We start from the raw sequence: 21,655 nt of genomic DNA, 5'->3' as shown, positions 1-21,655 counted from the left end.
AATACGGCTTTATTGATGAAAGTTCGGCTCAAAAACACCCAACGCCAAGGCGATGGCTAAACCGAGGAGAAAACTGCTCGTTAACACGAGTCGGTCATGACTGTGAAATTGCACCTCCGGTAGAAGATCCGCTAGCGCAATGCAGATAAAGGCGCCTGCAGAAAAGCCAAGTGCAGCAGGTAGGACGCTGGCAATGGGTCCATTGAAACCCACGTAAAACAAAAACGCGGCGATCGGACACAACACGGCAAAAACGACATTGACCACACTTCGCTGACGCTCACTCCAGCCATCAAGCCGCATCATGGTCTCAATAGACAGCGAATCGAGCGGCTTATGAAGCAAAATAGCGACAAAAACACCCAGGCCGGGAAGCAAAACCGAGGACTGTTCTGCGCGAAGAATCGCACCAAGCGCAACCCCATCTAGTGTTGTATGAATACTCAACCCTAATAACAAGCCTATCCAGCCAACGTCACGAGGCGCGTGGGCATGATCGTGAGCATGCGCGTGGTCATGCTCGTTCGTATCGACGCACAACTTATCGTCGGTAGCGATATCGTGTTGATGAAAGTGGAACAGTCTCAGCAGCAGCAACATAAAGACCAGACCGCCCACGACGAAATACATCGTGCTATCGATAGACTGGCCCAATTCGAAGCTGTGAGGAATCAGATGAAATCCGGCAACGCCCAACATAAGCCCCGCGACAAGGCTCATGATCAATTGGGTTTGCGTATGCGAAAGCTGAACACGGCGAGGTAGCCAACCGCCTAACCAAGAGGCGATAAAAAGCGCAAGGCCGTAACCAATGAGTACTGTCATACAAGCGTCTCGCTAACGTACCGTGATGAGGTTGTCGCGATGTATCAACTCTTCCTCACCACCGAATCCTAAAATACGTTCAATATCTGTCGATGAACGACCCAATAATTTTTGGGTGTCCTCGCAGCCGTAATTTATTAAGCCACGAGCCATCTCTACACCCTCGGTATTCACACACCGAACGAGATCGCCTCTTTCAAAATCTCCGGACGCGGACGTCACACCCACGGGCAGTAGCGATCGTCCTGATGTCGTGATTACCCGACACGCTCCTTCATCCAGCACCAGCTCACCTTGGGGATACAACAAAGACGCTAGCCACTGCTTCCGTGCAGGCTGAGGTTGCTGTGCCGTAGTAAACAACGTACCGACCACGCCACCTTGCGTCGCCTCGATGACTGAACGCGCGTCGCGGCCATCGGCAATGATCGAGAGTGTTCCAGATCGGGCCGCTAGCCGCGCTGCACGGAGTTTACTGATCATACCGCCACGTCCAAGCGTCGAGCCCTCTGACACCATGGGATCTAAGGACGCGTTGTGTGCATCTGTCTCACTCACCAAGACTGCGTCGGGGTTGGATCGTGGATCCGCATCAAATAGTCCCTGCTGATCTGTCAGCATCAATAACGCATCCGCGTCGATAAGGTTTGCAACTAGCGCCGCGAGGGTGTCGTTATCACCGAAGCGAATTTCGTCGGTCACCACCGTATCGTTTTCATTAACAATGGGAATAACACCTTGAGACAGCAAAGTCTGCAGGGTTGCACGCGCATTCAAATAACGATCGCGTGACTTCACATCGTCGTGGCTCAGTAAAATCTGAGCGCAAAGGTAGCCCGCAGGGGCGAAGGCCGCCTCGTAAGCTTGCACGAGAGACGACTGCCCTACTGCCGCAGCCGCTTGCAATTCATCGAGGGCTGACGGGCGTGCTCGAATACCGAGCCTCGCGAGGCCCGCTGCAACGGCACCACTGGAAACAAGAATAACCTCGCACCCGCGCCCTCGAAGCGCCACAACATCATCGGCGAGCCGCTTAATAAAGTCAGTGCTGAGCCCCTGACCATTGTCAGTCAGAACAGCGCTCCCTATTTTGATCACCCAGCGATGGGCGTCAGCGACAGTTTGGCGTGAGCGTGAGGTCAACTTCGGTACTCGACCTCAACATCGCTATCGTCAATGTCCTCATCATCCTCTGCGTCAGCGGACTGCATCATTCGCGCGGCTCTTTTCTCCAGCCGCAAGGACTCGATACGCTCTCGCGCCTCGCTCTGCATTTGCATTTGGACATCCTGCTCTCGGAGCTTGAGCTCCTCGTCTTGCGCTTCCTGTTCGTTCAGATACTCGATCGCGGTCATCAGATCACCACTTAACCGACCCGTCTCCCGACCACTGATAGCGGATACCTCATACACGGGCCCAGTCCACTCGAGTGCAGCCAAGATGGCTTCTTTACGTTCGGCGAGTGTCTCTGCATCAATTAAATCAATTTTATTCAGAACCAACCAACGCGGGCGGGCAGCTAAGGTGGGACTAAAACGCTCGAGCTCGCGAACAATTGACAAGGCCTGTTCAGCGGGATCGCTTTCGTCAAATGGTGCGACATCGACAAGGTGTAGTAAAATTCGATTTCTGGTCAGGTGCTTTAAAAAACGGATCCCGAGGCCCGCGCCGTCTGATGCGCCTTCAATCAGGCCGGGAATATCGGCCACGACAAACGAACGGTAAGCATCGACTTTAACGACGCCCAAGTTAGGGACTAGGGTAGTAAACGGGTAATCGGCTACTTTTGGCTTTGCCGCCGAAACAGCCCTTATCAGGGTCGATTTGCCTGCGTTAGGAAGACCCAGCAATCCGACATCTGCGAGCACTTTCAGCTCTAACTTTAAGGTGCGGGACTCGCCCACAGTGCCTTCAGAGAACTGCCGCGGCGCGCGGTTAATACTGGATTTATAGCGCGTGTTACCAATGCCATGAAACCCGCCCTGCGCAACAACAAGCCGATCCCCAGGACCCTGGATATCACCCAGCACCTCTTCGGTCTCTTCATCGATAATGGTTGTACCCAGCGGAACCGGCAGGACGATATCGTCACCGGCTTTCCCCGTACAGTTTCGGCCACGGCCCGACTCGCCATTTTGAGCGCGAAACTTTCGGGTGAACCGGTAGTCCACCATGGTGTTAAGCGAGGGACTTCCCTCAAGAATCACACTCCCACCATCACCGCCATCCCCACCATCGGGGCCACCAAGTGGAATATACTTTTCCCGGCGAAAACTGACACAGCCATTCCCGCCCTTTCCGGCGTGGACCTCGATTACCGCTTCGTCGACAAACTTCACGTTACGCTCCCGTAGACGCCCCGCCAAAATGCGGATGGCGCCCAAAAAAAAGCCCCGTCGACTGACAGGGCTTTTCTAGAAATATGCTGCTATCAGCCAGTCACAATGCGAACTTGCTTACGATTTTGCGGTCCGCCTGTGTAGAACTCTACTTTACCATCAGCTGTCGCAAAGAGCGTGTGATCTTTGCCGATGCCAACGTTCGCGCCTGCGTGGAACTTCGTACCACGCTGACGAACAATGATGCTGCCCGCTGAGACTGCCTGACCACCAAAGGCCTTTACACCCAAGCGTTTGCTTTCGCTATCGCGTCCGTTACGGGTACTACCACCAGCTTTTTTATGTGCCATTAGACTACTCCCTGGTTATCCCTTGATGCCTGTGATTTTCACTTCCGTATACCACTGACGGTGACCCGTCTCGTTACGGTAGTGCTTGCGGCGATTAAACTTAACAATTTTGATCTTCTCGTGACGTCCATGACTTACCACTTCCGCCGAAACGCTGCTGCCTTCAACAACGGGCGCACCAATCTTTACATCCGCACCTTCGCCGACCATCAAAACTTGGTCGAACTCGATGGATTCTCCGGTGGCGACTTCGAGCTTCTCGAGCTTCAGAACTTCGCCTTCTTCAACGCGGTGCTGCTTACCGCCACTTACTATTACTGCGTACATGTCGTTTTCCTTCCAGTTAGCCTGCTCGCTGTGTAATAACCGCTTTGCGGGGCAGAGCGTAGGCACTCGAGTGTTGTTCATAAACAAGGGCGCGGAGAATACGTCGTTTGTACTGTAAGCGCAAGGGCGGCAAGGGACCCAAAGGCTGTAAATATCCCACTTCGTGACAAGAAAGACGCAGGACCTTTATACTCCGTCCTCACCCCGGAGATGTATTGTGATAAATCAGATTAGAGCCAGCGTTGAGGCTGAATTTGCCCAAGTAAATGCGCTCATCATAGAACAGCTGCATTCCGATGTTGATATGGTCGAAAACGTAGGCCAATACATCGTTGATGCCGGCGGGAAGAGGCTTCGCCCCCTGCTTGCCTTGCTCGCTGCCGCCTCGATGGGCGAGGTGACTGATAAACACATCAAGTTCGCGGCGGTAATCGAATTTATCCACACCGCCACGTTGCTTCACGACGATGTCGTCGATATCTCGACGCTTCGACGGGGCAGGCCCACGGCTAATAGCGAGTTTGGCAATGCGTCCAGCGTGTTAGTGGGCGACTTCCTCTACACGCGCGCGTTTCAGCTCATGGTGCAGCTTGATGATATGCGTGTTCTCAAACTCATGGCGGATGTCACGAACCTCATCGCAGAGGGCGAGGTCATGCAGTTAATGAGGGCGGGCGACCCAGACACATCGCGCGAGCAGTATTTTGATGTCATCACTCGTAAAACGGCGATTTTATTCGCGGCCGCCTGCGAAGGCGCAGCCATGCTTAGCGGAGAAAGTGCTGAGGTGCGTCACCGCATGCACAATTTAGGGCTCAATTTGGGTATAGCCTTTCAGCTGATTGACGATGTACTCGATTACGAGGGCGACCCGGAGACAACTGGGAAAAATGTGGGCGATGACTTAAACGAGGGTAAGCCAACGCTGCCGTTGATCCACGCTATGCAACACGCCTCGCCGGCTGATGCGGCGATCATCGCCACGGCGCTGCGTACAAAATCTGCTGAGCATCTCAATAAAATCGTGGCGCTGGCCTCCGATACAGGCGGCATTGCCGAAACACGGATCGCAGCCAAAGCACATTGCGACAGCGTCAACGAAGAACTAAAAACCTTGGCGCCCAGCGCTGCGAAAAAAAGCTTAGAAACACTCGCTGCCTTTTCATTATCCCGGGAGAGTTAATCGATGCTGAAAAGCAGTGATGCCGACACCTTGAGCACACAGGCGTCGCGCCTACGTGACGTATCTATTTCTGACCTGCTTTCAAACGAAGCAAACCGTGTGAGTGAGCTGACCTTTAGGGCAGCGGGGCTAAGTCTTGATGCCTCAAAACAAAAAATAGATCGCGCCGCATGCCGCGATTTGGTGAGCGCGGCCACTAACGCAGGATTGCCCGACGCATTTGAGCGTTTAGTAACCGGGGTCGAAGTCAACATTACTGAGCAGCGCGCGGCTCTGCACACCCTGCTCCGTGGAACCGCAGCAGCGGAGTGCCCCGACCTCTACAATGAGGTCAGCGAGACGCTTTCACGCATGCAATGCGCGGTAGAGAATATTCACAGCGGCACCCACACGGGCGCCTCTGGGCAAGTATTCACCGACGTTATCAATATAGGGATCGGTGGCTCTGACTTGGGGCCGCGCATGATCTGTAGAGCGCTCGATACCGACACTCCGAGGCTTCGCAGTCACTTCATTTCAAATGTTGATCCGCACGATCTCGATGTCGTTACACGGGACCTCGATCCAGCGACGACGCTGCTCATTATCTGCTCGAAAACATTCACGACCGAGGAGACACTGACAAACGCACAGCGCGCCCGCGCGTGGCTCGTAGCAGGCGGCGTAGCAGAGGCCAATATTGGGCAACATGTTCTGGCTGTTACAACCAATCTCGACGCCGCGGCGACGTTTGGCATCAGTGAAACCGCCTGCTTCCCAATGTGGGACTGGGTGGGCGGTCGTTATTCTGTTTGGTCAGCCATTGGCCTTGTCATTGCACTCGGATACGGCTGGCAGGTTTTCGCAGAGCTACTCGACGGGGCAAAAGCCCTGGATGAACACACGCGAGAAACACCACCTGATCAAAACTTACCGATGATGATGGCGCTTCTCGAGCTCTGGAATACACGTTTTTTGAACACAGAAACACATGTTGTGCTCCCCTACTCACAACGCATGGAATACCTCGCAGATTTTCTACAACAGCTCACCATGGAAAGTAACGGAAAGCGTGTAACGCTTACAGGAGCGCCCATTACCGATGCGACAGCGCCCGTGCTTTGGGGCTCTGCGGGAACCATTGGTCAGCACTCCTACTATCAATTGCTTCACCAAGGAAACCGCGCATTTTCAGCCGATATTATTTTCCCGCTGACAAACGGCAACGTTGACCTCGACGCGCACCGTAAGCTCGCGGCGAATGCGCTTGCCCAGAGCCGGGCGTTCCTTATTGGGCGTACGCCACAAGAATCCAAAACCCTTGCGGCCGCTAAGGGCTTAGCGCCCGAATTGGCACCTCACTTCGAGATGTCGGGCAACCACCCGCACAGTACGATCGTGATGGAGTCGGTTACGCCAGCAACCCTTGGTGCACTGGTCGCAGCCTACGAGCACAAGACGTATTTTCTATCGGCATTGATGGGACTTAATGCGTTTGATCAGTGGGGTGTTGAACTGGGTAAGGTCATTGGAAAGCAAATTCGCAGCACCCTGGAAACAGGTGAGGCTCTAGGCGAGCTCGACGCCTCCACGGCGACGCTCGCTACCGCATGGCGTGGGGCCAATACTGACGACTAAATAATTAGGCCAAGGCGGCCCTGAAGCCCAGTAACACTGCCCCAAACGAAAAAGCCCGGCCTATGCCGGGCTTTTTCTATCAAAGGCGTCATCCGCTGAGTGTTCAACAACAGTGTCGGCTAACTCTCTCGCGAATGCAGCGAACCGTAATCTTCAGACGCGCTCAATTATGATCGCAGGCGCCATACCGCCGGCAGCACACATGGTGATCAGGGCATAACGGCCACCTTGTCGCTCGAGTTCGTCGAGCGCTGTACCAACCAAAATTGAACCGGTCGCACCGATGGGGTGACCAAGCGCCATAGCGCCACCGTTGATGTTGACCTTCTCTCGGTCCAAGCCGAGGCAACGGATAAAGCGCTCTGCAACCACAGAAAACGCCTCATTAATCTCCCAAACGTCGATATCGTCTTTTGTGAGACCTGCTTTCATCAACACTTTTTCTGCAGCTGGTACAGGTGCGTTGAGCATCAGCGTTGGGCAATCACCCATGTTGGCAGTCGCGACAATACGCGCACGCGGTGACATACCGGTTTTTTCCATATAGGACTCAGAGGCGAGTAATAGCGCAGCTGCACCGTCCACAACACCCGACGAGTTACCGGCGTGGTGGATATGGTTGAACTCGGTAATTTCCGGGTACTTCTGAAGAATGAGCGCACCGTAAGTGGTGCCCTGCTCGTCAACCGGCACATCGCGCACCACGCTGAACACCGTCTTTAACTCGGAGAGCCCTTCCTTCGTTGTCTGTGGGCGGGGAAATTCTTCGTGATCGAGTGCCACCGAGCCGTCAGGATTTTTTACGGTGATGAGCGACTTATCGAAACGCCCCTCAGATATGGCTCTTGCTGCGCGCGCCTGACTTACCAGTGCAAGATCATCGACTGCATCGCGATCAATGCCCTCAAGCGTTGCGATCGCATCGGCACAAACGCCTTGCTGCGACTGCGGGTGCATGGCACGAAGGTGAAGGTTTCCCGAGTCAATCATGGGAGGCGTGCTAGGGTCGCCAATCTGTGAGTGGTAGCTCATCATCTCAGTACCACCGGCAACAACGAGATCTTCCATCCCCGACATCACTTGCGCCGCAGCTAAGTTGACGGTGGTGATGCCCGAGCCACAAAACCGATCCAATGTGACGCCTGAAGATCGGACGTCGTAACCTGCGTTGAGAGCCGCCATACGTCCAAGGTCGCCGCCTTGCTTTCCACTTTGCGAGGACGTGCCCCAAATGATGTCATCAACCTCACCCGTATTAAGGTTATTGCGCTCAGCAAGCGCCGCAAGGACAGTTGATCCAAGGTACGAGGGGTGAAGGTGTGCAAGCGCGCCCTTCCCGACTTTTCCGATTCCGCGCGGTGTGCGGCAAGCGTCTACGATATATGCATGACCCATGATGATTCTCCCAGTGGTGAGTGATTCAGGCACCAAATGCCTTTTTGTGTCGATAGTTACGTTCGTTTTTATATTTTCTGAGTGCAGAGGCGTGCGCGCACGGCCCTCGGTGGCGAAGCTCTCTCAATGCTTGTGCAACGCTAATCGCAGCGACTATTTCGGTCAAGTGCGAGTTCGGTCAAGTGCAGGCTCAGTTAAGAAAAAGCGTGGTCAAGCGCAAGCCGCTTCGATTTGCTTACATTGGCTGTCGGTCAGCCGAGGGGTGCGCTCCGCCTCGACGCACTCGCTTAACTCCTCGCGGTTTTTAACCCCCAATATCACTGAGCTTGGTCCCTCGATGGAAAGCGCGTATCGATGCGCCAACCTCGCAGGCGTCTCCCCCCACTCGGACGCGAGTTGCCGAAACCCACCGGCCCGATCGAAATCACGCTGATCAGCATCATCAGCGGGCAGCTCGCGATCCATGGCCGAGGTCAGCGCGCCTGCTTGAACGGCACGAATAGCGAGTGTAGGCACATGGTGCTGTTTGCACGCCTCCAATATTTTTCGGCCATCGAAGGTCTCAGTGGTATAGGCAATATTGCCCGCGGAGTTGAGCGGATTAACCACACATTGTACGGCGCTGGGTGGCGTGTCACTGGCGATCACGGCTTCCAGAGCCGACTCCTGCCCCAAAGCGAATCCCCAGCCGCCAATTTTTCCTTCCTTTTGCAGCTGCTCAAAAGCGGGAATCACTGACTCAAAGAAATAGCTTCGAGGCGTTGCCAATCGATCACGATGCTCATCAAGCTGATAAAGCACGTGTCCGTCTTCAATCAACTGCGAGTGCAAGAAAAAGAGATCGGCGCGTTCGATTCCCATGGTCGCAAGTGATCGTGTGAGCGACGCGTTCAATTTATCGTAGGTAATGGCGTGGTCGACGTGGCCCAATCGGTATTTCGTCGTGAAGTGAAACCTCGACGTATCCGCACCTTTAAAGGCCTCACCAATCACCCTCTCGGCCTCACCGCGGCCATACATAGGCGCCATATCAAAATGCGTGATACCGCAATCAACAGCCATACGGGCAGTCGCAACCGCTTCTTCTCGCGATGTTTGACCCCAAATTTGCCCCAGGCCCCCGCCGCCAAGGGTCAAAGCACTCACGGCGCCAAAAGGCTTAAACGGTCTCATTTCCATAACAGGTGTCTCTCCACAAAAAAGCTGGGCTTTAACTTCTCAAGACACCCTAGGTGGGTAGCAACCGCACGTCAATTTACGCACGGTTTTGGGACCTGCCAGTTTAAATAATGATTTCTGCAATGAAGTCTGTGGGCGATCCAACTCACAGGGGCGGGTGAGACAACCCACGCGGGATCCTTGAGGTACTCCGCCGTTTCAAACGCTATGCGACGTCGATGATCGCCAACAGCTCCTGAGTTTTGGAGCGCATCAGGGCTTCATCACCTCGGCTCTCTACATTGAGACGAACGACGGGCTCGGTATTCGACATGCGCAAATTAAAACGCCAGTCGTCATAGCTGAGGCTCAATCCGTCCATGTGCTCAATGGTCTTGGCGCCCTGCGCATATAAACCCTCGACCTGGGCAATAAGCGCCTGCGCATCAGAAACCGTGCGGTTGATTTCACCCGAACACGGGAACGCCTTCGTACGCTCCTCCACTAGGGATGCAAGCGTTTTGCCCGTTGTCGACATAATTTCGGCCACGAGTAACCATGGGATCATGCCGCTGTCGCAGTAGGCAAAATCACGGAAATAGTGGTGGGCGCTCATCTCACCGCCGTAAACTGCATCGACTCGACGCATAGTTTCCTTGATAAAGGCATGGCCCGTTTTACTTTGCTGCGCCGAACCACCCACCGACTGCGCAACATCAATCGTATTCCAAGTAAGCCTCGGGTCGTGCACCACGATTTGATCGTGACCTTTTGCTAGGAAGGCAGATGCGAGGAGTCCAACAACGTAATAGCCCTCGATAAATTCCCCGGTATCGTCGTAAAAAAAGCAGCGATCGAAATCACCGTCCCAGGCAATACCGAGATCGGCACCTGACTCACGAACTAACGCCGCCGACGCAACACGATTTTCCTCAAGCATGGGGTTGGGTACGCCATTGGGGAAATGACCATCGGCCTCGTGGTGAAGCTTTATAAACTCAAAGGGTAAATGAGGCTCGAGTAAATCCACCACGCGACCTGCGCCACCGTTGCCGGCCGTGCAAACAATTTTAAGTGGCTTAAGCGCGGTTAGGTCCACATAACTGAGAAGGTGATCAACGTACGCCACGCTGGTATCGACAGACTCATAGCCTCCCCTTGTGGCCGCGGATACAAAATCGTCCGCTTCTGCCTTAGCCTGAATCTCCTTTAACCCGGAGTCACCTGAAATAGGTTTTGACTCTGCACGCACAAATTTCATGCCGTTATAGTCTTTCGGGTTGTGACTGGCCGTCACGCAGATACCACCACCGACCTTCAAGTGAGAGGTTGCGAAGTAAATTTCCTCGGTGCCGCACTGCCCAATATCGACAACATCCACACCTTGCTCACGCAATCCATCGACCAGCGCCGCCTTGATGGACTCGGAAGTCAGACGAATATCATGCCCAACAACAACCGTGCCTGGCTTGATAACCTCTGCGTACCCCCGCCCTATTCGCCGTGCAATATCCTCATTGAGCTCATCGGGGATGCGGCCCCGTACATCATAGGACTTAAAACAGCGGATCGGTTCAGACACAGGTAATTTCCTTAAAGGTCGTAATAGATGTTTTCGTAGACGAAGTTCGTCGCTTCGACAAAGCCTGGGACACTGCCGCAATCAAAACGCCGCCCCTTAAACTTGTAGGCGATAACACAGCCGTTTTGCGCCTGCGCCTGAAGCGCATCGGTAATTTGCACCTCACCATTGCGCCCGGGCGGTGTAGTACGAATGATGTCAAAAATATCGGGCGTGAGTATATAACGCCCAATGACGGCTAAATTAGAGGGAGCTTCCTCTGCAGCCGGTTTTTCGACCATTTTATCGACTCGATACAAGCCATCGCCCATCGCTTCACCCGCAATGACGCCGTAGGCACTTATTTGGTCATCCGGCACTTCCATAACGGCCACAATCGAGCAGCGGAACTGGTTATACAGCTCAGACATCTGCTGCAGGACACCCGCACCCTCTTGGTTCATGCAAAGGTCATCGGCCAACAGTACGCCGAACGCCTGATCACCAATCAGCGGTTCACCGGTGAGGATGGCATGCCCCAAGCCCTTCATTTCACGCTGGCGGACCATAGTAAAAATGCCTTGGTCAATAACACCGCGGATACCCTGGAGATATTTCTCCTTAGACGTGCCGGAAATCTGATGCTCGAGCTCATAGGAGATATCGAAGTGATCGGCAATAGCACGCTTGCCGCGTCCCGTTACGAAGGCACAGTTATTCATCCCCGCCGCCAACGCTTCTTCAACACCGTACTGCAACAGCGGTTTGTTAACGATGGGCAGCATTTCTTTGGCTGTACTTTTTGTTGCCGGCAGGAATCGCGTCCCATAACCCGCAACGGGGAATAAACACTTTTCAATCATTTTTGGTCCTCTTCATGTCCCAATTTACGGCCTCTTGGCCCATTCAATCTTGCTGTTTTTCGGTCAAAAATTTTTAGTCTCGAGAGCGTCCGTAGATGTCTTCGAAGCGCACAATATCGTCTTCACCGAGATAGCTACCCGACTGAACTTCTATGAGTTCTAGCGGATCTTGAGTGGGATTACTAAGTCGATGTTTGGCGCCGATAGGGATATACGTAGACTGATCCTCAGTCAGGATCATGGTTTCGTCGCCATTTACCACCTCCGCAGTCCCGCGAACCACGACCCAATGCTCTGCCCGGTGCTGATGCTTTTGCAGCGATAGCCGCCCACCTGGCTTAACGACAATGCGCTTTACCTGAAACCCGTCACCAGAAACCAATAACTCATAGGAGCCCCAAGGACGAAACACTTGGTGATGCGTCTGCGCCTCAGCTCGATTTTCAGACTGTAGCCTTGTGACGATATGCTTAACGTCCTGCACCGAGTGCCTATCAGCCACCATGACAGCATCCGCTGTCTCAACCACGACCAAGTCTTTGACGCCGCTCGTCGTGACTAATCGTGACTGACTGCGAACGTAGCTGTTCACTGTATTATCGAGCACCACATCGCCCTCGGTCACGTTGCCGGAGGCATCCTTTAATCCCGTCTCCCAGAGGGCAGACCAGGCACCAATATCACTCCAGTCACAGTCAAGCGAGATGACCGCACCCTCGGTGGTGTGCTCCATCACCGCATAATCGATACTGTCCGCCGGGCTCTTTGCAAACATATCCGCATTCGGGCGCACAAAGTCTAGGTCACGCTCAGCCGCGCCCATGGCATCGCTGCAGGCTTTGGCCATTTCAGGCTGGCTCGATGTCAGTGCCTTTAAATAGGTACTCGCCGAAAACATAAACATGCCGCTGTTCCAAACATAATCGCCAGAGGCGACATAACCCTTGGCTGTCTCAAAATCGGGCTTTTCAACAAAGCGCTCGAGGACCGCGGCGCGCTCTGAAATGGAATCGCCACGTTTAATGTAGCCGTAACCGGTTTCGGGCCGCGAGGGAATCAAACCAAACGTCACTAGTTTGTCGTTGGTCGCCACCTCAACAGCAGTCCTTACCGCCTCCTTTAAATCCTCGGGCTGTCCAATGAAATGATCGGCAGGTAGCACCAGAAGTAGTGATTCTTGCTCGGTTAGGGTCGCCGCGTGCGCAGCCAAGGCTATCGCGGGTGCTGTATTTTTACCCTCGGGCTCCAATATGATCGTTGCTCTCTTTACACCCAGTTGACGCAACTGCTCAGCCACCAAAAAACGATGCTCATCGTTACAAACCACAATAGGCTGCGTTTGCTGGAGGCCTTCGAGACGGGCTAGCGTTTGCTGGAGCATCGATTGATCGCCCATCAGATTGAGATACTGCTTGGGGCGACCCTTACGGGAGACTGGCCAAAGTCGGCTGCCTACACCCCCACAGAGTAAAACGGGTGTGATGGGTCTCATAAACTCCTCAGATACGGTTCACGCGGACGTTTGCACGGAGCATACGACGTCTGAGACGCAGACTCTACGTGACAAATTTGTCAGCGCGACTGTCTCATGCCGCATAGTAAGTTTTTTTTACTGCAAGGTTTCAATTGTGACATCCTCCACTTCGCGCTTGGAAAGCAAGTGCAAGTCACAAGCCAGCGAGGTACCCTACGCGCATGACAGAAGAATTTGTATTTACCCCCCAAAATACCTACGCCAAAGACGAACTTGTCGCCTGCGGCATGGGTGACCTATTCGGACCCGGCAACGCCAAGTTACCGATTGATAATATGTTGATGCTCGATCGCATCACTGAAATCAATAGCGACGGTGGCAAAGCAGGTAAGGGCATAATCCTGGCGGAGCTCGACATACATAAGGACCTTTGGTTCTTCGACTGTCACTTCCCCGGTGATCCCGTCATGCCAGGCTGCCTTGGGCTCGATGCTATGTGGCAGCTCGTGGGCTTTTTCTTGGGCTGGCGCGGCAACCCAGGGCGCGGACGTGCACTGGGCTCAGGGGAAGTGAAATTCACGGGGCAAATCCTGCCCAGTAGTAAGTTGGTCACCTACAAAATTGAAATGAAACGCGTCATCGAACGGAAATTAGTCATGGGAATCGCCGATGGCTCTGTCTCTGTTGATGGCCGAGAGATTTACACCGCGACCGACCTACGTGTCGGCTTGTTCCAATCCACGGAAAATTTCTAATGACAAAACGTGTTGTCGTTACCGGCTTAGGCATCGTCTCAAGTCTGGGTAACAATGCAGAAGAGGTAACGTCCTCACTCAAACAAGGTAAATCCGGTATCAGTCATAATCCGGCGCAAGAAGAGATTGGCATGCGCTCCTGGGTTTCTGGCCAGCCCAACATTGACCTTGCAGAACATATCGATCGAAAGCAGTGGCGCTTCATGGGCGACGCTGCGGGTTATGCGTTTTTGAGCATGGAACAGGCGATAGCAGACTCAGGGCTAGCACCAGAACAAGTGTCCAACGTGCGGACCGGCATCATTGCGGGCTCTGGTGGCGCATCGAGCGCTAGCCAAGTTGAGGCCGCTGATATACTGCGCGATCGTGGATTGCGTCGGGTGGGGCCTTACCGGGTCACCCAAACCATGGGCAGTACCGTTTCCGCATGCTTAGCCACACCCTTTCAGATCAAGGGCGTGAACTACTCAATATCCTCAGCCTGCTCTACCAGTGCACACTGTATTGGTAACGCCATGGAACAGATACAACTTGGTAAGCAGGATGTCGTGTTTGCCGGTGGGGGTGAGGAGCTTGACTGGTCACTCAGCTGCTTATTCGATGCCATGGGTGCGTTGTCGACAAAATACAACGAGACCCCTGAGCGTGCGTCGCGTGCATACGATGCGGACCGTGACGGGTTTGTGATTGCAGGCGGGGGCGGCATGTTGGTGCTTGAGTCACTCGAACACGCGCAAGCCCGCGGTGCCAAAATATACGCGGAAGTCGTGGGCTATGGCGCCACGTCAGATGGCCACGATATGGTCGCTCCGTCGGGTGAAGGCGCGGTGAGATGCATGCAACAAGCAATGGCAACCGTTGAGGGTGATATCGACTACATCAACGCCCACGGAACGAGCACCCCTGCGGGCGATATTCAGGAGCTCAAAGCGGTCCGGGAAGTCTTCGGTGACAGCACACCCGCCATTGCCTCTACTAAGTCGCTATCGGGACATTCGTTGGGGGCAGCCGGTGTACAAGAAGCCATCTACTCGCTCTTGATGATGGAAAATGACTTCATCGCCGCCTCTGCAAACGTCGAAACGCTCGACGAGGGTGCTGAGGGTATGGACGTGGTGACCGGTGCGAGAGACGGAGTTACGCTCAACCGCGTTATGTCGAATAGCTTTGGCTTTGGTGGCACCAACGCAACGCTCATATTCCAGCGCTTCGAAGACTGAGCCCCGTTTTTTCGCGCTAGCCTCGCGTTACCAACAAATAAAAACGCCCTCGAATGAGAGCGTTTCGCGTTTTGCAGCCTTCGAATGTTCCAGCCAAATAAGTCAGCTAAGCGCAAGGCCCGCTCGTCCCAATTAACTCTCGCCCTTAAGTACCTTCACGAAATTGCAAGGGCGATGGTCGATATCGAGCTGATCTCTAATGAGGCCATTCCACGCCGTTTTACAGGCACCGGTTGATCCGGGCATACAAAAAATAGCCGTGCGATTCGCAAGGCCTGCGAGCGCGCGAGATTGAACCGTCGAGGACCCAATTTCCTCGAAACTTAAGGCCCGAAAAACCTCGCCAAAACCCTCGATGGTTTTATCAAACAACGGCAGTACAGCCTCTGGGGTCGAATCACGCCCTGAAAAACCTGTGCCTCCGGTAACGAGGACTGAATGCATATCGGGATCAGCTATCCATGCTGAGAGAACCGCCCTTATGCGATAAATATCATCGATTACGATGGTCCGATCAGCGAGGTTGTGACCCGCTTCAAGCAGTGCGTCTTCTAAAAATTGACCTGATGTGTCGGTATCGCGGGTTCGCGTATCGCTGACGGTCAAAACAGCTACGTTTAATGTGCCACTCATGTTTTCTCGATGACTCCCTCACCTGAAACGTACAATTCTAGATAACGCGTCACAGCGCGATCAACAAAGTTGCGCCAGGGTAACTGCTGGATACCAAACTCACGTCGGATTTTGCTGCAATCGAGCGTGTAGTTAACCATAGGCTGAGTCTCGTCCGTTAAATCCTCGAGTAGGTCTCGAGCATCCACGAAAGGCTCGTACTGCGAGGCACAAGCCATGGTGGCCTCGGCAAAGTCGAGATAACCGGTCTCCCCCAAACTGCAATAATGAAATACGCCATGTCGGGGCGCACCGGCACTCATCTGGTCAAGTATGGCCATACAAACACGAGCGACCTCGCCTACGTGCACTGGATTACCTTGTAATCTGTCTGACACTTGAACGCCCTGTCCACGACGCAACGTATCGAGCGCCGTGCAGAGCGCATTGGGCCGTCGCCCAGCAAAGAGACGTCCCAAGCGCAAAATTAAAACGTCTTCTAGGTGCGAGGTCAGCGTTTCCTCAACTTCGAGCAGCGCACGACCCACCCCCGATTCAACATCGGGCGTGTCTTTTTCAAGGTAGGGCCGCGTCATGGTCCCGGAGAACACAAAGGCGCTGGATAAGTATAAATAGCTCGCTCCGACGCGCTCGCAGGCCTGGGCTAGCCACGCACTTCGCTGGACATCGCGCTGCCCTATGCGATCGGAGGAATCGATCTGCGTCACAATCCGCGTGTCGAGTACAACATCAGGCGCGGCGTCTCTGATAAGCCTGCGAACCTGACGCTCTCTACCCCACCGCGTTTTATCGAGACTGACACCGAGTAGCTCATGCCGCCGCAACGGATTGGCAAACGCACTCAGGGAATACCCCACAGGCGTGTCATTACCCAGAACGAGCACGCGCATGCTATTAAGCCACCTTAGCTACAGTCTTGGTGAGGGCCCACATTCATTTAGAACGGAATATCGTCCTCTGGGAAGTCGGCCGGCTGAGATGTTGGCGCGGGCGCCGCATAGTTGTCCGCAGGCGCGGCCTGAGCCATGGGCGCAGGACTGGGCGCATAGCCACCACCATCCTGAGACATATTTCGACTGTCGAGCATCTGCATCTCGTTGCACACGATTTCAGTGGTATAGCGGTCCTGGCCGGACTGATCCTGCCATTTGCGCGTACGCAGCGAACCTTCGACGTAGACTTTTGAGCCTTTTCGCAGATATTCCGACGCAATCTCCGCTAGGCGATTAAAGAACACAACACGGTGCCACTCAGTACGCTCTTGCATTTGTCCGGTGTTCTTATCTTTCCAAGACTCCGATGTGGCAATACTAATATTAGTCACGCCGCCACCCGAGGGTAGAACACGGTGCTCGGGCTCTTGTCCCAAATTACCCACCAAGATGACTTTGTTTATTCCGCGACTGGCCATTTCTTTCTCCTTCAGGCTCTCTCAGGCTCGTATCGAATGCAGACAGGGTTTTCCAACTACCTAACCCAAGGCTGTGCCCGCGACCCCACTCAACTTGAACACACTATAACAACCAAGCGATGTCTAAGGGAGATCTCAAGCGTTCTTTATGCAACTTCAACTGCATCAGGTGACGTCAGATGCGACAGGCTTAACAGAGCCGCCCAGGCGACAGTCAGAGCGGCCATACCAGCCCAGACACCAACCGCCCCTACTGAACCCAATAGCGCTCCACCCAAGATACCGCCGAAGAAAACACCGATAAACTGCGATGAGGCAAAAACCCCCATCGCGGTGCCGCGCGCACTCTCGGGTGCATAAATCGAGGCCAGCGACGGCAACATTGCCTCAAGGGCCGTAAAACCTGTGAAAAAGAAACAAAGCCCTATAAGCGTCGGCGCCCATTGCCCAGCCGATAAAAGTGCCAAACCAATAAACAAAACACCGAGGCTGCGCAGGAGATTTGTCATCGGCCTCGTCATGTATCGCCGACCTTGGACTAACCAATAGATACCGGGAACCGAACATAAGAGCGCACCCAAATAAACAAAGGCGTGTTGTTCCAACGCAATACCTGCTTCGACTTCAAGACTTGTCGGCACAACAACAAACACGGCCATAAGGGTGAGGTGTAAAAAGAAAATACTCAGATACATCACATTGAGCGATCGAATGCTCAGCACTTGAGCGAGTCGCGACCGCTGAAATCCGGACCCAGAACTCAGCTCTTCGCGAGAGAACCGTTGAGGCTTGGGTAAAAACGCGACCACGACCATCCCCAGCAGCGCAAGCATAGCGGTAGCGGCGAACACCGCCTGCAAACCACCGAAACTGGCTAAAGCCGGCCCTAAAACGAGCGCAATACCGAATGCGATAGCAATGCTGCCACCGATAATGGCACTGGCTTTTGCGCGTTGCTCTGCACGTGTGTAATCCGCAACCAGTGCCATCGTGGCGGAAGCTATCGCGCCAGCACCCTGCAAAAAACGCCCCAGAACAACACCCCAAATGCTGGTCGACAGCGCGGCAACCACACTCCCCAGCACAAGCATTGCGAGCCCAAGAATGATGACGACTCTGCGATCCACTCGATCAGACAACCAGCCCATAGGAATTTGTAGGCTCGCCTGTGTCAGCCCGTAAGCACCGACAGCAAGCCCTAGTAAAAAAGGTGTCGCACCGGCCAGATCGGCGCTGTAAATCGCAATCAGTGGGAGGACCATGAACAATCCCAGCATGCGCACTACGTAGAGGGTCGCCAGCATTGAAACGGCACGCGCTTCACTTGAGGAAAAGGACGTCACGAATATCAACCTTGAGTAAAAACGTAGAGTATCACGATCGCGACAAATCACATGATCCAGAGTCTGGGTCCACTCGATACGCGTATACTATGCGGTTTGCCCGATTCATCGAGCGGCAACTGAGAGTCGTCGCCCTTGGCGAGCAACACGACTGTCAAAGCCATCAACGACAGTATAGAGAGCCCAGAAGTATGGACACCATTCAGGTTCGCGGCGCGCGTACCCACAATCTCAAAAACATCGACCTCGATATACCCCGCGATAAATTGGTAGTGATTACAGGGCTCTCAGGTTCAGGTAAATCGTCCTTGGCATTCGACACCCTGTATGCAGAGGGCCAGCGCCGTTACGTCGAGTCATTATCGACGTACGCTCGGCAGTTCCTTTCGATGATGGAGAAGCCTGATATTGATCATATCGAAGGTTTGTCACCCGCCATTTCGATCGAACAAAAATCAACCTCCCATAACCCGCGCTCAACGGTGGGTACCATTACCGAAATTTATGACTATCTGCGCCTGCTCTTTGCCCGCGTTGGAGACCCCCGATGCCCAACACACGGCATTTCGCTCAAAGCGCAAACGGTCACTCAAATGGTCGACACCGTTATGGCAATGCCGACCGGTGAGCGACTTATGTTACTAGCACCGTTAGTGCGTGATAGGAAAGGTGAGCACTTACATGTCTTCGAACAGGCCAGAGCAGCGGGCTTCATCAGGGTCCGTGTTGACGGAATAGTTTGTGACCTTGACGATGTCCCCACTCTCGACAAGAAGAAGAAGCACCGGATTGATGTTGTCGTTGACCGCTTTAAAGTAAGAGAGGATCTCGCGCTTCGCCTAGCAGAATCCTTTGAGACCGCGCTTGAACTCACCGACGGTCTCGCAAGCGTCGCCCCAATGGACGGCGAAGGAAAAGAGACGCTTTTTTCAGCACGCTATTCCTGTCCTCAGTGTGGACACTCCATCGATGAGTTAGAACCCAAGCTTTTCTCGTTCAACAACCCCGCAGGCGCCTGTGAAAGTTGCGACGGCTTGGGCGTGACCCAATTTTTTGACGAGGCGCGTGTGGTCGCCCACCCCGAAGCGAGCCTCGCAGCGGGCGCAATCCGCGGTTGGGATCGCCGCAACGTATACTACTTTCATCTCTTGACCTCGCTCGCTAAGCATTACGGTTTTGATATTGATCAACCTTATGAGGCGCTAGCACCCGAGCACCGAGATATTCTCCTGCACGGCAGTCGGGGTGAGGAACTCGAGTTCGCGTACATCAATGATCGTGGCTCCGTGTTCAAACGCCGGCACGCATTCGAGGGCATTCTTCCTAATATGGAGCGCCGCTACCGTGACACTGAATCCTCAGGTGTCCGAGAGGAGCTTTCGAAATACGTTTCAACCGCCTCATGCAAGGCGTGCCACGGCACCCGTTTGTGTGCCGATGCACGCAGTGTCTTCGTGGACGAGAGAACATTACCTAGCATTACTGAGTTACCCGTGGGTGAGGCATACGCTTATTTCGAGGCGCTCGAAATGGAAGGCCGGCAAGGCGAGATCGCCGATAAAATCCTAAAGGAACTCCGCGCTCGCTATCAGTTTTTGGTTGATGTGGGTCTCAATTATCTAACGCTCAACCGGAGCGCAGAAACCCTCTCAGGAGGAGAGGCCCAGCGTATTCGCCTCGCGTCCCAAATAGGCGCAGGCTTGGTGGGCGTTATGTATATTCTCGACGAGCCATCTATCGGTCTACACCAGCGCGACAACGAACGTTTGCTGCGAACACTGACGCACCTTCGGGATATAGGCAACACGGTCTTAGTCGTAGAGCACGATGAAGACGCCATTCGCGCTGCCGACCATGTCATTGATATTGGTCCCGGTGCGGGCGTCCATGGCGGTAAGGTCGTTGCCCAAGGCCCTATGCAATCGATCATGGATACCAAGGACTCACTGACCGGTGACTACCTCTCGGGGCGACGCGAAATCACCGTGCCAAAGAAACGTCGAACAGCTGATAAAACAAAAGAGCTGGTAATCGAGGGCGCAACGGGAAATAACCTCCGCGATGTCACGCTTAGCCTACCCGTGGGGCTACTTACCTGCGTCACAGGTGTATCGGGTTCTGGAAAGTCGACCTTGATCAACGGCACGCTGTATCCGCTTGCGGCAACAGAGCTCAACGGCGCCACAACCTTGCGAGCAGCGCCTCACGACGAGTGCAAGGGACTTGAGCAATTCGATAAGTGTATTGATATAGACCAGTCGCCGATTGGCCGGACACCTCGGTCAAACCCAGCGACCTACACAGGCATTTTCACCCCCGTACGAGAGCTGTTTGCGGGCACACAGGAAGCGCGTTCGCGTGGCTATAAGCCCGGCCGATTTAGCTTCAATGTGAGAGGAGGACGCTGCGAGGCCTGCCAAGGTGATGGGGTGACCAAAGTGGAAATGCACTTCTTGCCTGATATCTACGTTCCCTGCGATGTCTGCAAAGGGAAGCGCTACAACCGTGAAACGCTCGAGATTAAGTACAAAGGGCGAAACATCGCTGAAGTGCTCGATATGACCATTGAAGACGCACTCGAATTCTTCGAGCCCGTACCGTCGATTCATCGAAAGCTTCAGACGCTTATGGACGTCGGTCTTAGCTATGTACGACTCGGACAAGCGGCAACCACGCTCTCCGGCGGCGAGGCGCAACGTGTCAAGCTGTCACGCGAGCTGTCAAAGCGCGATACGGGCAGTACCCTCTACATTTTAGATGAACCCACCACGGGACTGCACTTTGAGGACATAAGACAGCTCCTCGACGTGTTGCATCGCCTGAGAGACGGCGGCAATACCGTGGTAATCATCGAGCACAATCTTGATGTCATTAAGACCGCAGACTGGATTGTTGACCTCGGCCCAGAGGGTGGATCAGGTGGTGGCGAAATTATTGCGACGGGAACACCAGAAGATGTCGCAAAAAACAAAAAGTCACACACGGGGCGATTCCTCTTACCACTACTGAGCTAAGGCGCCTCTGTAAATTGGGCGGAGTCTTAGTGCTTTTTGTACGCGTCAGATACACACTTCACTGAGGAGTGAGTGACAGACGGGCTTTACGTTGAGGGCCGTCCGCGTGAGTGAGTAAAACCCAGGCTCGCTTCCAGGAATCAGGCTGACGTTACAGTCAGAAACGCGAGACAAAAAAAAGCCCGGC

Annotated in this window: 19 protein-coding genes; 5 read left to right on the top strand and 14 right to left on the bottom strand. The window is 54.0% G+C overall.

Annotation, left to right across the window (positions count from 1 at the left end):
* Positions 1 to 9 precede the first annotated feature (9 nt).
* The 5 genes from E0F26_RS04990 to rplU form a co-directional block, all read right to left on the bottom strand.
* Positions 10 to 825 (bottom strand): ZIP family metal transporter, encoded by an 816-nt coding sequence (locus E0F26_RS04990; protein WP_279242942.1) that lies wholly within the window; start codon positions 823 to 825, stop codon positions 10 to 12.
* A 12-nt stretch (positions 826 to 837) separates the two neighbouring features.
* Positions 838 to 1,968, bottom strand: coding sequence for a glutamate 5-kinase (gene proB, locus E0F26_RS04985; RefSeq protein ID WP_279242941.1), 1,131 nt, complete (start codon positions 1,966 to 1,968; stop codon positions 838 to 840).
* Positions 1,965 to 3,164: an Obg family GTPase CgtA gene (cgtA, locus tag E0F26_RS04980; protein WP_279242940.1), complete on the bottom strand. Its 1,200-nt coding sequence runs from the start codon at positions 3,162 to 3,164 to the stop codon at positions 1,965 to 1,967. Before cgtA ends, proB begins: the two co-directional genes overlap by 4 nt.
* A 92-nt stretch (positions 3,165 to 3,256) precedes the next feature.
* Positions 3,257 to 3,514 carry a 50S ribosomal protein L27 gene (gene rpmA, locus E0F26_RS04975; RefSeq protein WP_279242939.1) on the bottom strand — a complete coding sequence of 86 codons (258 nt, stop codon included), beginning with the start codon at positions 3,512 to 3,514 and terminating at the stop codon, positions 3,257 to 3,259.
* 15 nt (positions 3,515 to 3,529) lie between these two features.
* Positions 3,530 to 3,841: a 50S ribosomal protein L21 gene (gene rplU / locus E0F26_RS04970; protein WP_279242938.1), complete on the bottom strand. Its 312-nt coding sequence runs from the start codon at positions 3,839 to 3,841 to the stop codon at positions 3,530 to 3,532.
* A gap of 217 nt (positions 3,842 to 4,058) precedes the next feature.
* Between rplU and E0F26_RS04965 the strand changes: the two genes are divergently transcribed.
* Both E0F26_RS04965 and pgi read left to right on the top strand, forming a co-directional pair.
* Positions 4,059 to 5,024: a polyprenyl synthetase family protein gene (locus E0F26_RS04965; protein ID WP_279242937.1), complete on the top strand. Its 966-nt coding sequence runs from the start codon at positions 4,059 to 4,061 to the stop codon at positions 5,022 to 5,024.
* Between the two features lie 3 nt (positions 5,025 to 5,027).
* Entirely contained in the window at positions 5,028 to 6,641 is a 1,614-nt protein-coding gene (pgi, locus tag E0F26_RS04960) for a glucose-6-phosphate isomerase (protein WP_279242936.1), read from the top strand.
* Positions 6,642 to 6,794: 153 nt separating this feature from the next.
* On the opposite strand, the gene E0F26_RS04955 is transcribed toward pgi, so the two are convergent.
* From E0F26_RS04955 to E0F26_RS04935, 5 genes are all read right to left on the bottom strand, one after another.
* Positions 6,795 to 8,036 (bottom strand): acetyl-CoA C-acetyltransferase, encoded by a 1,242-nt coding sequence (locus E0F26_RS04955; RefSeq protein ID WP_279242935.1) that lies wholly within the window; start codon positions 8,034 to 8,036, stop codon positions 6,795 to 6,797.
* 210 nt (positions 8,037 to 8,246) lie between these two features.
* Positions 8,247 to 9,215 (bottom strand): aldo/keto reductase, encoded by a 969-nt coding sequence (locus E0F26_RS04950; RefSeq protein WP_279242934.1) that lies wholly within the window; start codon positions 9,213 to 9,215, stop codon positions 8,247 to 8,249.
* A gap of 205 nt (positions 9,216 to 9,420) precedes the next feature.
* Positions 9,421 to 10,776 (bottom strand): phosphohexomutase domain-containing protein, encoded by a 1,356-nt coding sequence (locus E0F26_RS04945; RefSeq protein ID WP_279242933.1) that lies wholly within the window; start codon positions 10,774 to 10,776, stop codon positions 9,421 to 9,423.
* An 11-nt stretch (positions 10,777 to 10,787) separates the two neighbouring features.
* Positions 10,788 to 11,618: a UTP--glucose-1-phosphate uridylyltransferase GalU gene (galU, locus tag E0F26_RS04940; protein ID WP_279242932.1), complete on the bottom strand. Its 831-nt coding sequence runs from the start codon at positions 11,616 to 11,618 to the stop codon at positions 10,788 to 10,790.
* Positions 11,619 to 11,691: 73 nt separating this feature from the next.
* Positions 11,692 to 13,110, bottom strand: coding sequence for a mannose-1-phosphate guanylyltransferase/mannose-6-phosphate isomerase (locus tag E0F26_RS04935; RefSeq protein ID WP_279242931.1), 1,419 nt, complete (start codon positions 13,108 to 13,110; stop codon positions 11,692 to 11,694).
* A 203-nt stretch (positions 13,111 to 13,313) separates the two neighbouring features.
* Between E0F26_RS04935 and fabA the strand changes: the two genes are divergently transcribed.
* Positions 13,314 to 13,847 (top strand): 3-hydroxyacyl-[acyl-carrier-protein] dehydratase FabA, encoded by a 534-nt coding sequence (gene fabA / locus E0F26_RS04930; protein WP_279242930.1) that lies wholly within the window; start codon positions 13,314 to 13,316, stop codon positions 13,845 to 13,847.
* Positions 13,847 to 15,067, top strand: coding sequence for a beta-ketoacyl-ACP synthase I (gene fabB, locus E0F26_RS04925; protein WP_279242929.1), 1,221 nt, complete (start codon positions 13,847 to 13,849; stop codon positions 15,065 to 15,067). The genes fabA and fabB overlap by 1 nt, the downstream gene beginning before the upstream one ends.
* A gap of 132 nt (positions 15,068 to 15,199) precedes the next feature.
* Here the strand turns inward: fabB and moaB are convergent, their stop codons facing one another.
* The 4 genes from moaB to E0F26_RS04905 all read right to left on the bottom strand — a co-directional run bounded on the left by moaB (position 15,200) and on the right by E0F26_RS04905 (position 18,454).
* A complete protein-coding gene (gene moaB / locus E0F26_RS04920) occupies positions 15,200 to 15,700 on the bottom strand; it encodes a molybdenum cofactor biosynthesis protein B (protein ID WP_279242928.1) in 501 nt (166 codons plus the stop codon).
* Entirely contained in the window at positions 15,697 to 16,590 is an 894-nt protein-coding gene (locus tag E0F26_RS04915; RefSeq protein ID WP_279242927.1) for an SDR family oxidoreductase, read from the bottom strand. The genes moaB and E0F26_RS04915 overlap by 4 nt, the downstream gene beginning before the upstream one ends.
* Before the next feature lie 47 nt (positions 16,591 to 16,637).
* Positions 16,638 to 17,111, bottom strand: coding sequence for a single-stranded DNA-binding protein (gene ssb, locus E0F26_RS04910; RefSeq protein ID WP_279242926.1), 474 nt, complete (start codon positions 17,109 to 17,111; stop codon positions 16,638 to 16,640).
* Between the two features lie 146 nt (positions 17,112 to 17,257).
* Positions 17,258 to 18,454, bottom strand: a complete 1,197-nt coding sequence (locus E0F26_RS04905) for an MFS transporter (RefSeq protein ID WP_279242925.1) — start codon at positions 18,452 to 18,454, stop codon at positions 17,258 to 17,260.
* Positions 18,455 to 18,645: 191 nt separating this feature from the next.
* Between E0F26_RS04905 and uvrA the strand changes: the two genes are divergently transcribed.
* The gene (gene uvrA / locus E0F26_RS04900; RefSeq protein WP_279242924.1) at positions 18,646 to 21,468 is read left to right on the top strand and encodes an excinuclease ABC subunit UvrA; all 2,823 of its coding nucleotides are present in this window, start codon (positions 18,646 to 18,648) and stop codon (positions 21,466 to 21,468) included.
* Positions 21,469 to 21,655: the final 187 nt, after the last annotated feature.

This window comes from Candidatus Paraluminiphilus aquimaris, from assembly GCF_026230195.1.
Taxonomy (GTDB): Bacteria; Pseudomonadota; Gammaproteobacteria; order Pseudomonadales; family Halieaceae; genus Luminiphilus; species Luminiphilus aquimaris.
This window is presented reverse-complemented; position numbering and strand designations above follow the sequence as displayed.

Excerpts from the sequence above, each read along its gene's own strand:
- E0F26_RS04955 (WP_279242935.1), bottom strand. The coding sequence starts at position 8,036 with ATGGGTCATGCATATATCGTAGACGCTTGCCGCACACCGCGCGGAATC.
- galU (WP_279242932.1), bottom strand. The coding sequence starts at position 11,618 with ATGATTGAAAAGTGTTTATTCCCCGTTGCGGGTTATGGGACGCGATTC.
- ssb (WP_279242926.1), bottom strand. The coding sequence starts at position 17,111 with ATGGCCAGTCGCGGAATAAACAAAGTCATCTTGGTGGGTAATTTGGGA.
- fabB (WP_279242929.1), top strand. The coding sequence starts at position 13,847 with ATGACAAAACGTGTTGTCGTTACCGGCTTAGGCATCGTCTCAAGTCTG.
- E0F26_RS04935 (WP_279242931.1), bottom strand. The coding sequence starts at position 13,110 with ATGAGACCCATCACACCCGTTTTACTCTGTGGGGGTGTAGGCAGCCGA.
- pgi (WP_279242936.1), top strand. The coding sequence starts at position 5,028 with ATGCTGAAAAGCAGTGATGCCGACACCTTGAGCACACAGGCGTCGCGC.
- E0F26_RS04950 (WP_279242934.1), bottom strand. The coding sequence starts at position 9,215 with ATGGAAATGAGACCGTTTAAGCCTTTTGGCGCCGTGAGTGCTTTGACC.
- moaB (WP_279242928.1), bottom strand. The coding sequence starts at position 15,700 with ATGAGTGGCACATTAAACGTAGCTGTTTTGACCGTCAGCGATACGCGA.
- E0F26_RS04990 (WP_279242942.1), bottom strand. The coding sequence starts at position 825 with ATGACAGTACTCATTGGTTACGGCCTTGCGCTTTTTATCGCCTCTTGG.
- uvrA (WP_279242924.1), top strand. The coding sequence starts at position 18,646 with ATGGACACCATTCAGGTTCGCGGCGCGCGTACCCACAATCTCAAAAAC.
- rplU (WP_279242938.1), bottom strand. The coding sequence starts at position 3,841 with ATGTACGCAGTAATAGTAAGTGGCGGTAAGCAGCACCGCGTTGAAGAA.
- fabA (WP_279242930.1), top strand. The coding sequence starts at position 13,314 with ATGACAGAAGAATTTGTATTTACCCCCCAAAATACCTACGCCAAAGAC.
- E0F26_RS04915 (WP_279242927.1), bottom strand. The coding sequence starts at position 16,590 with ATGCGCGTGCTCGTTCTGGGTAATGACACGCCTGTGGGGTATTCCCTG.
- rpmA (WP_279242939.1), bottom strand. The coding sequence starts at position 3,514 with ATGGCACATAAAAAAGCTGGTGGTAGTACCCGTAACGGACGCGATAGC.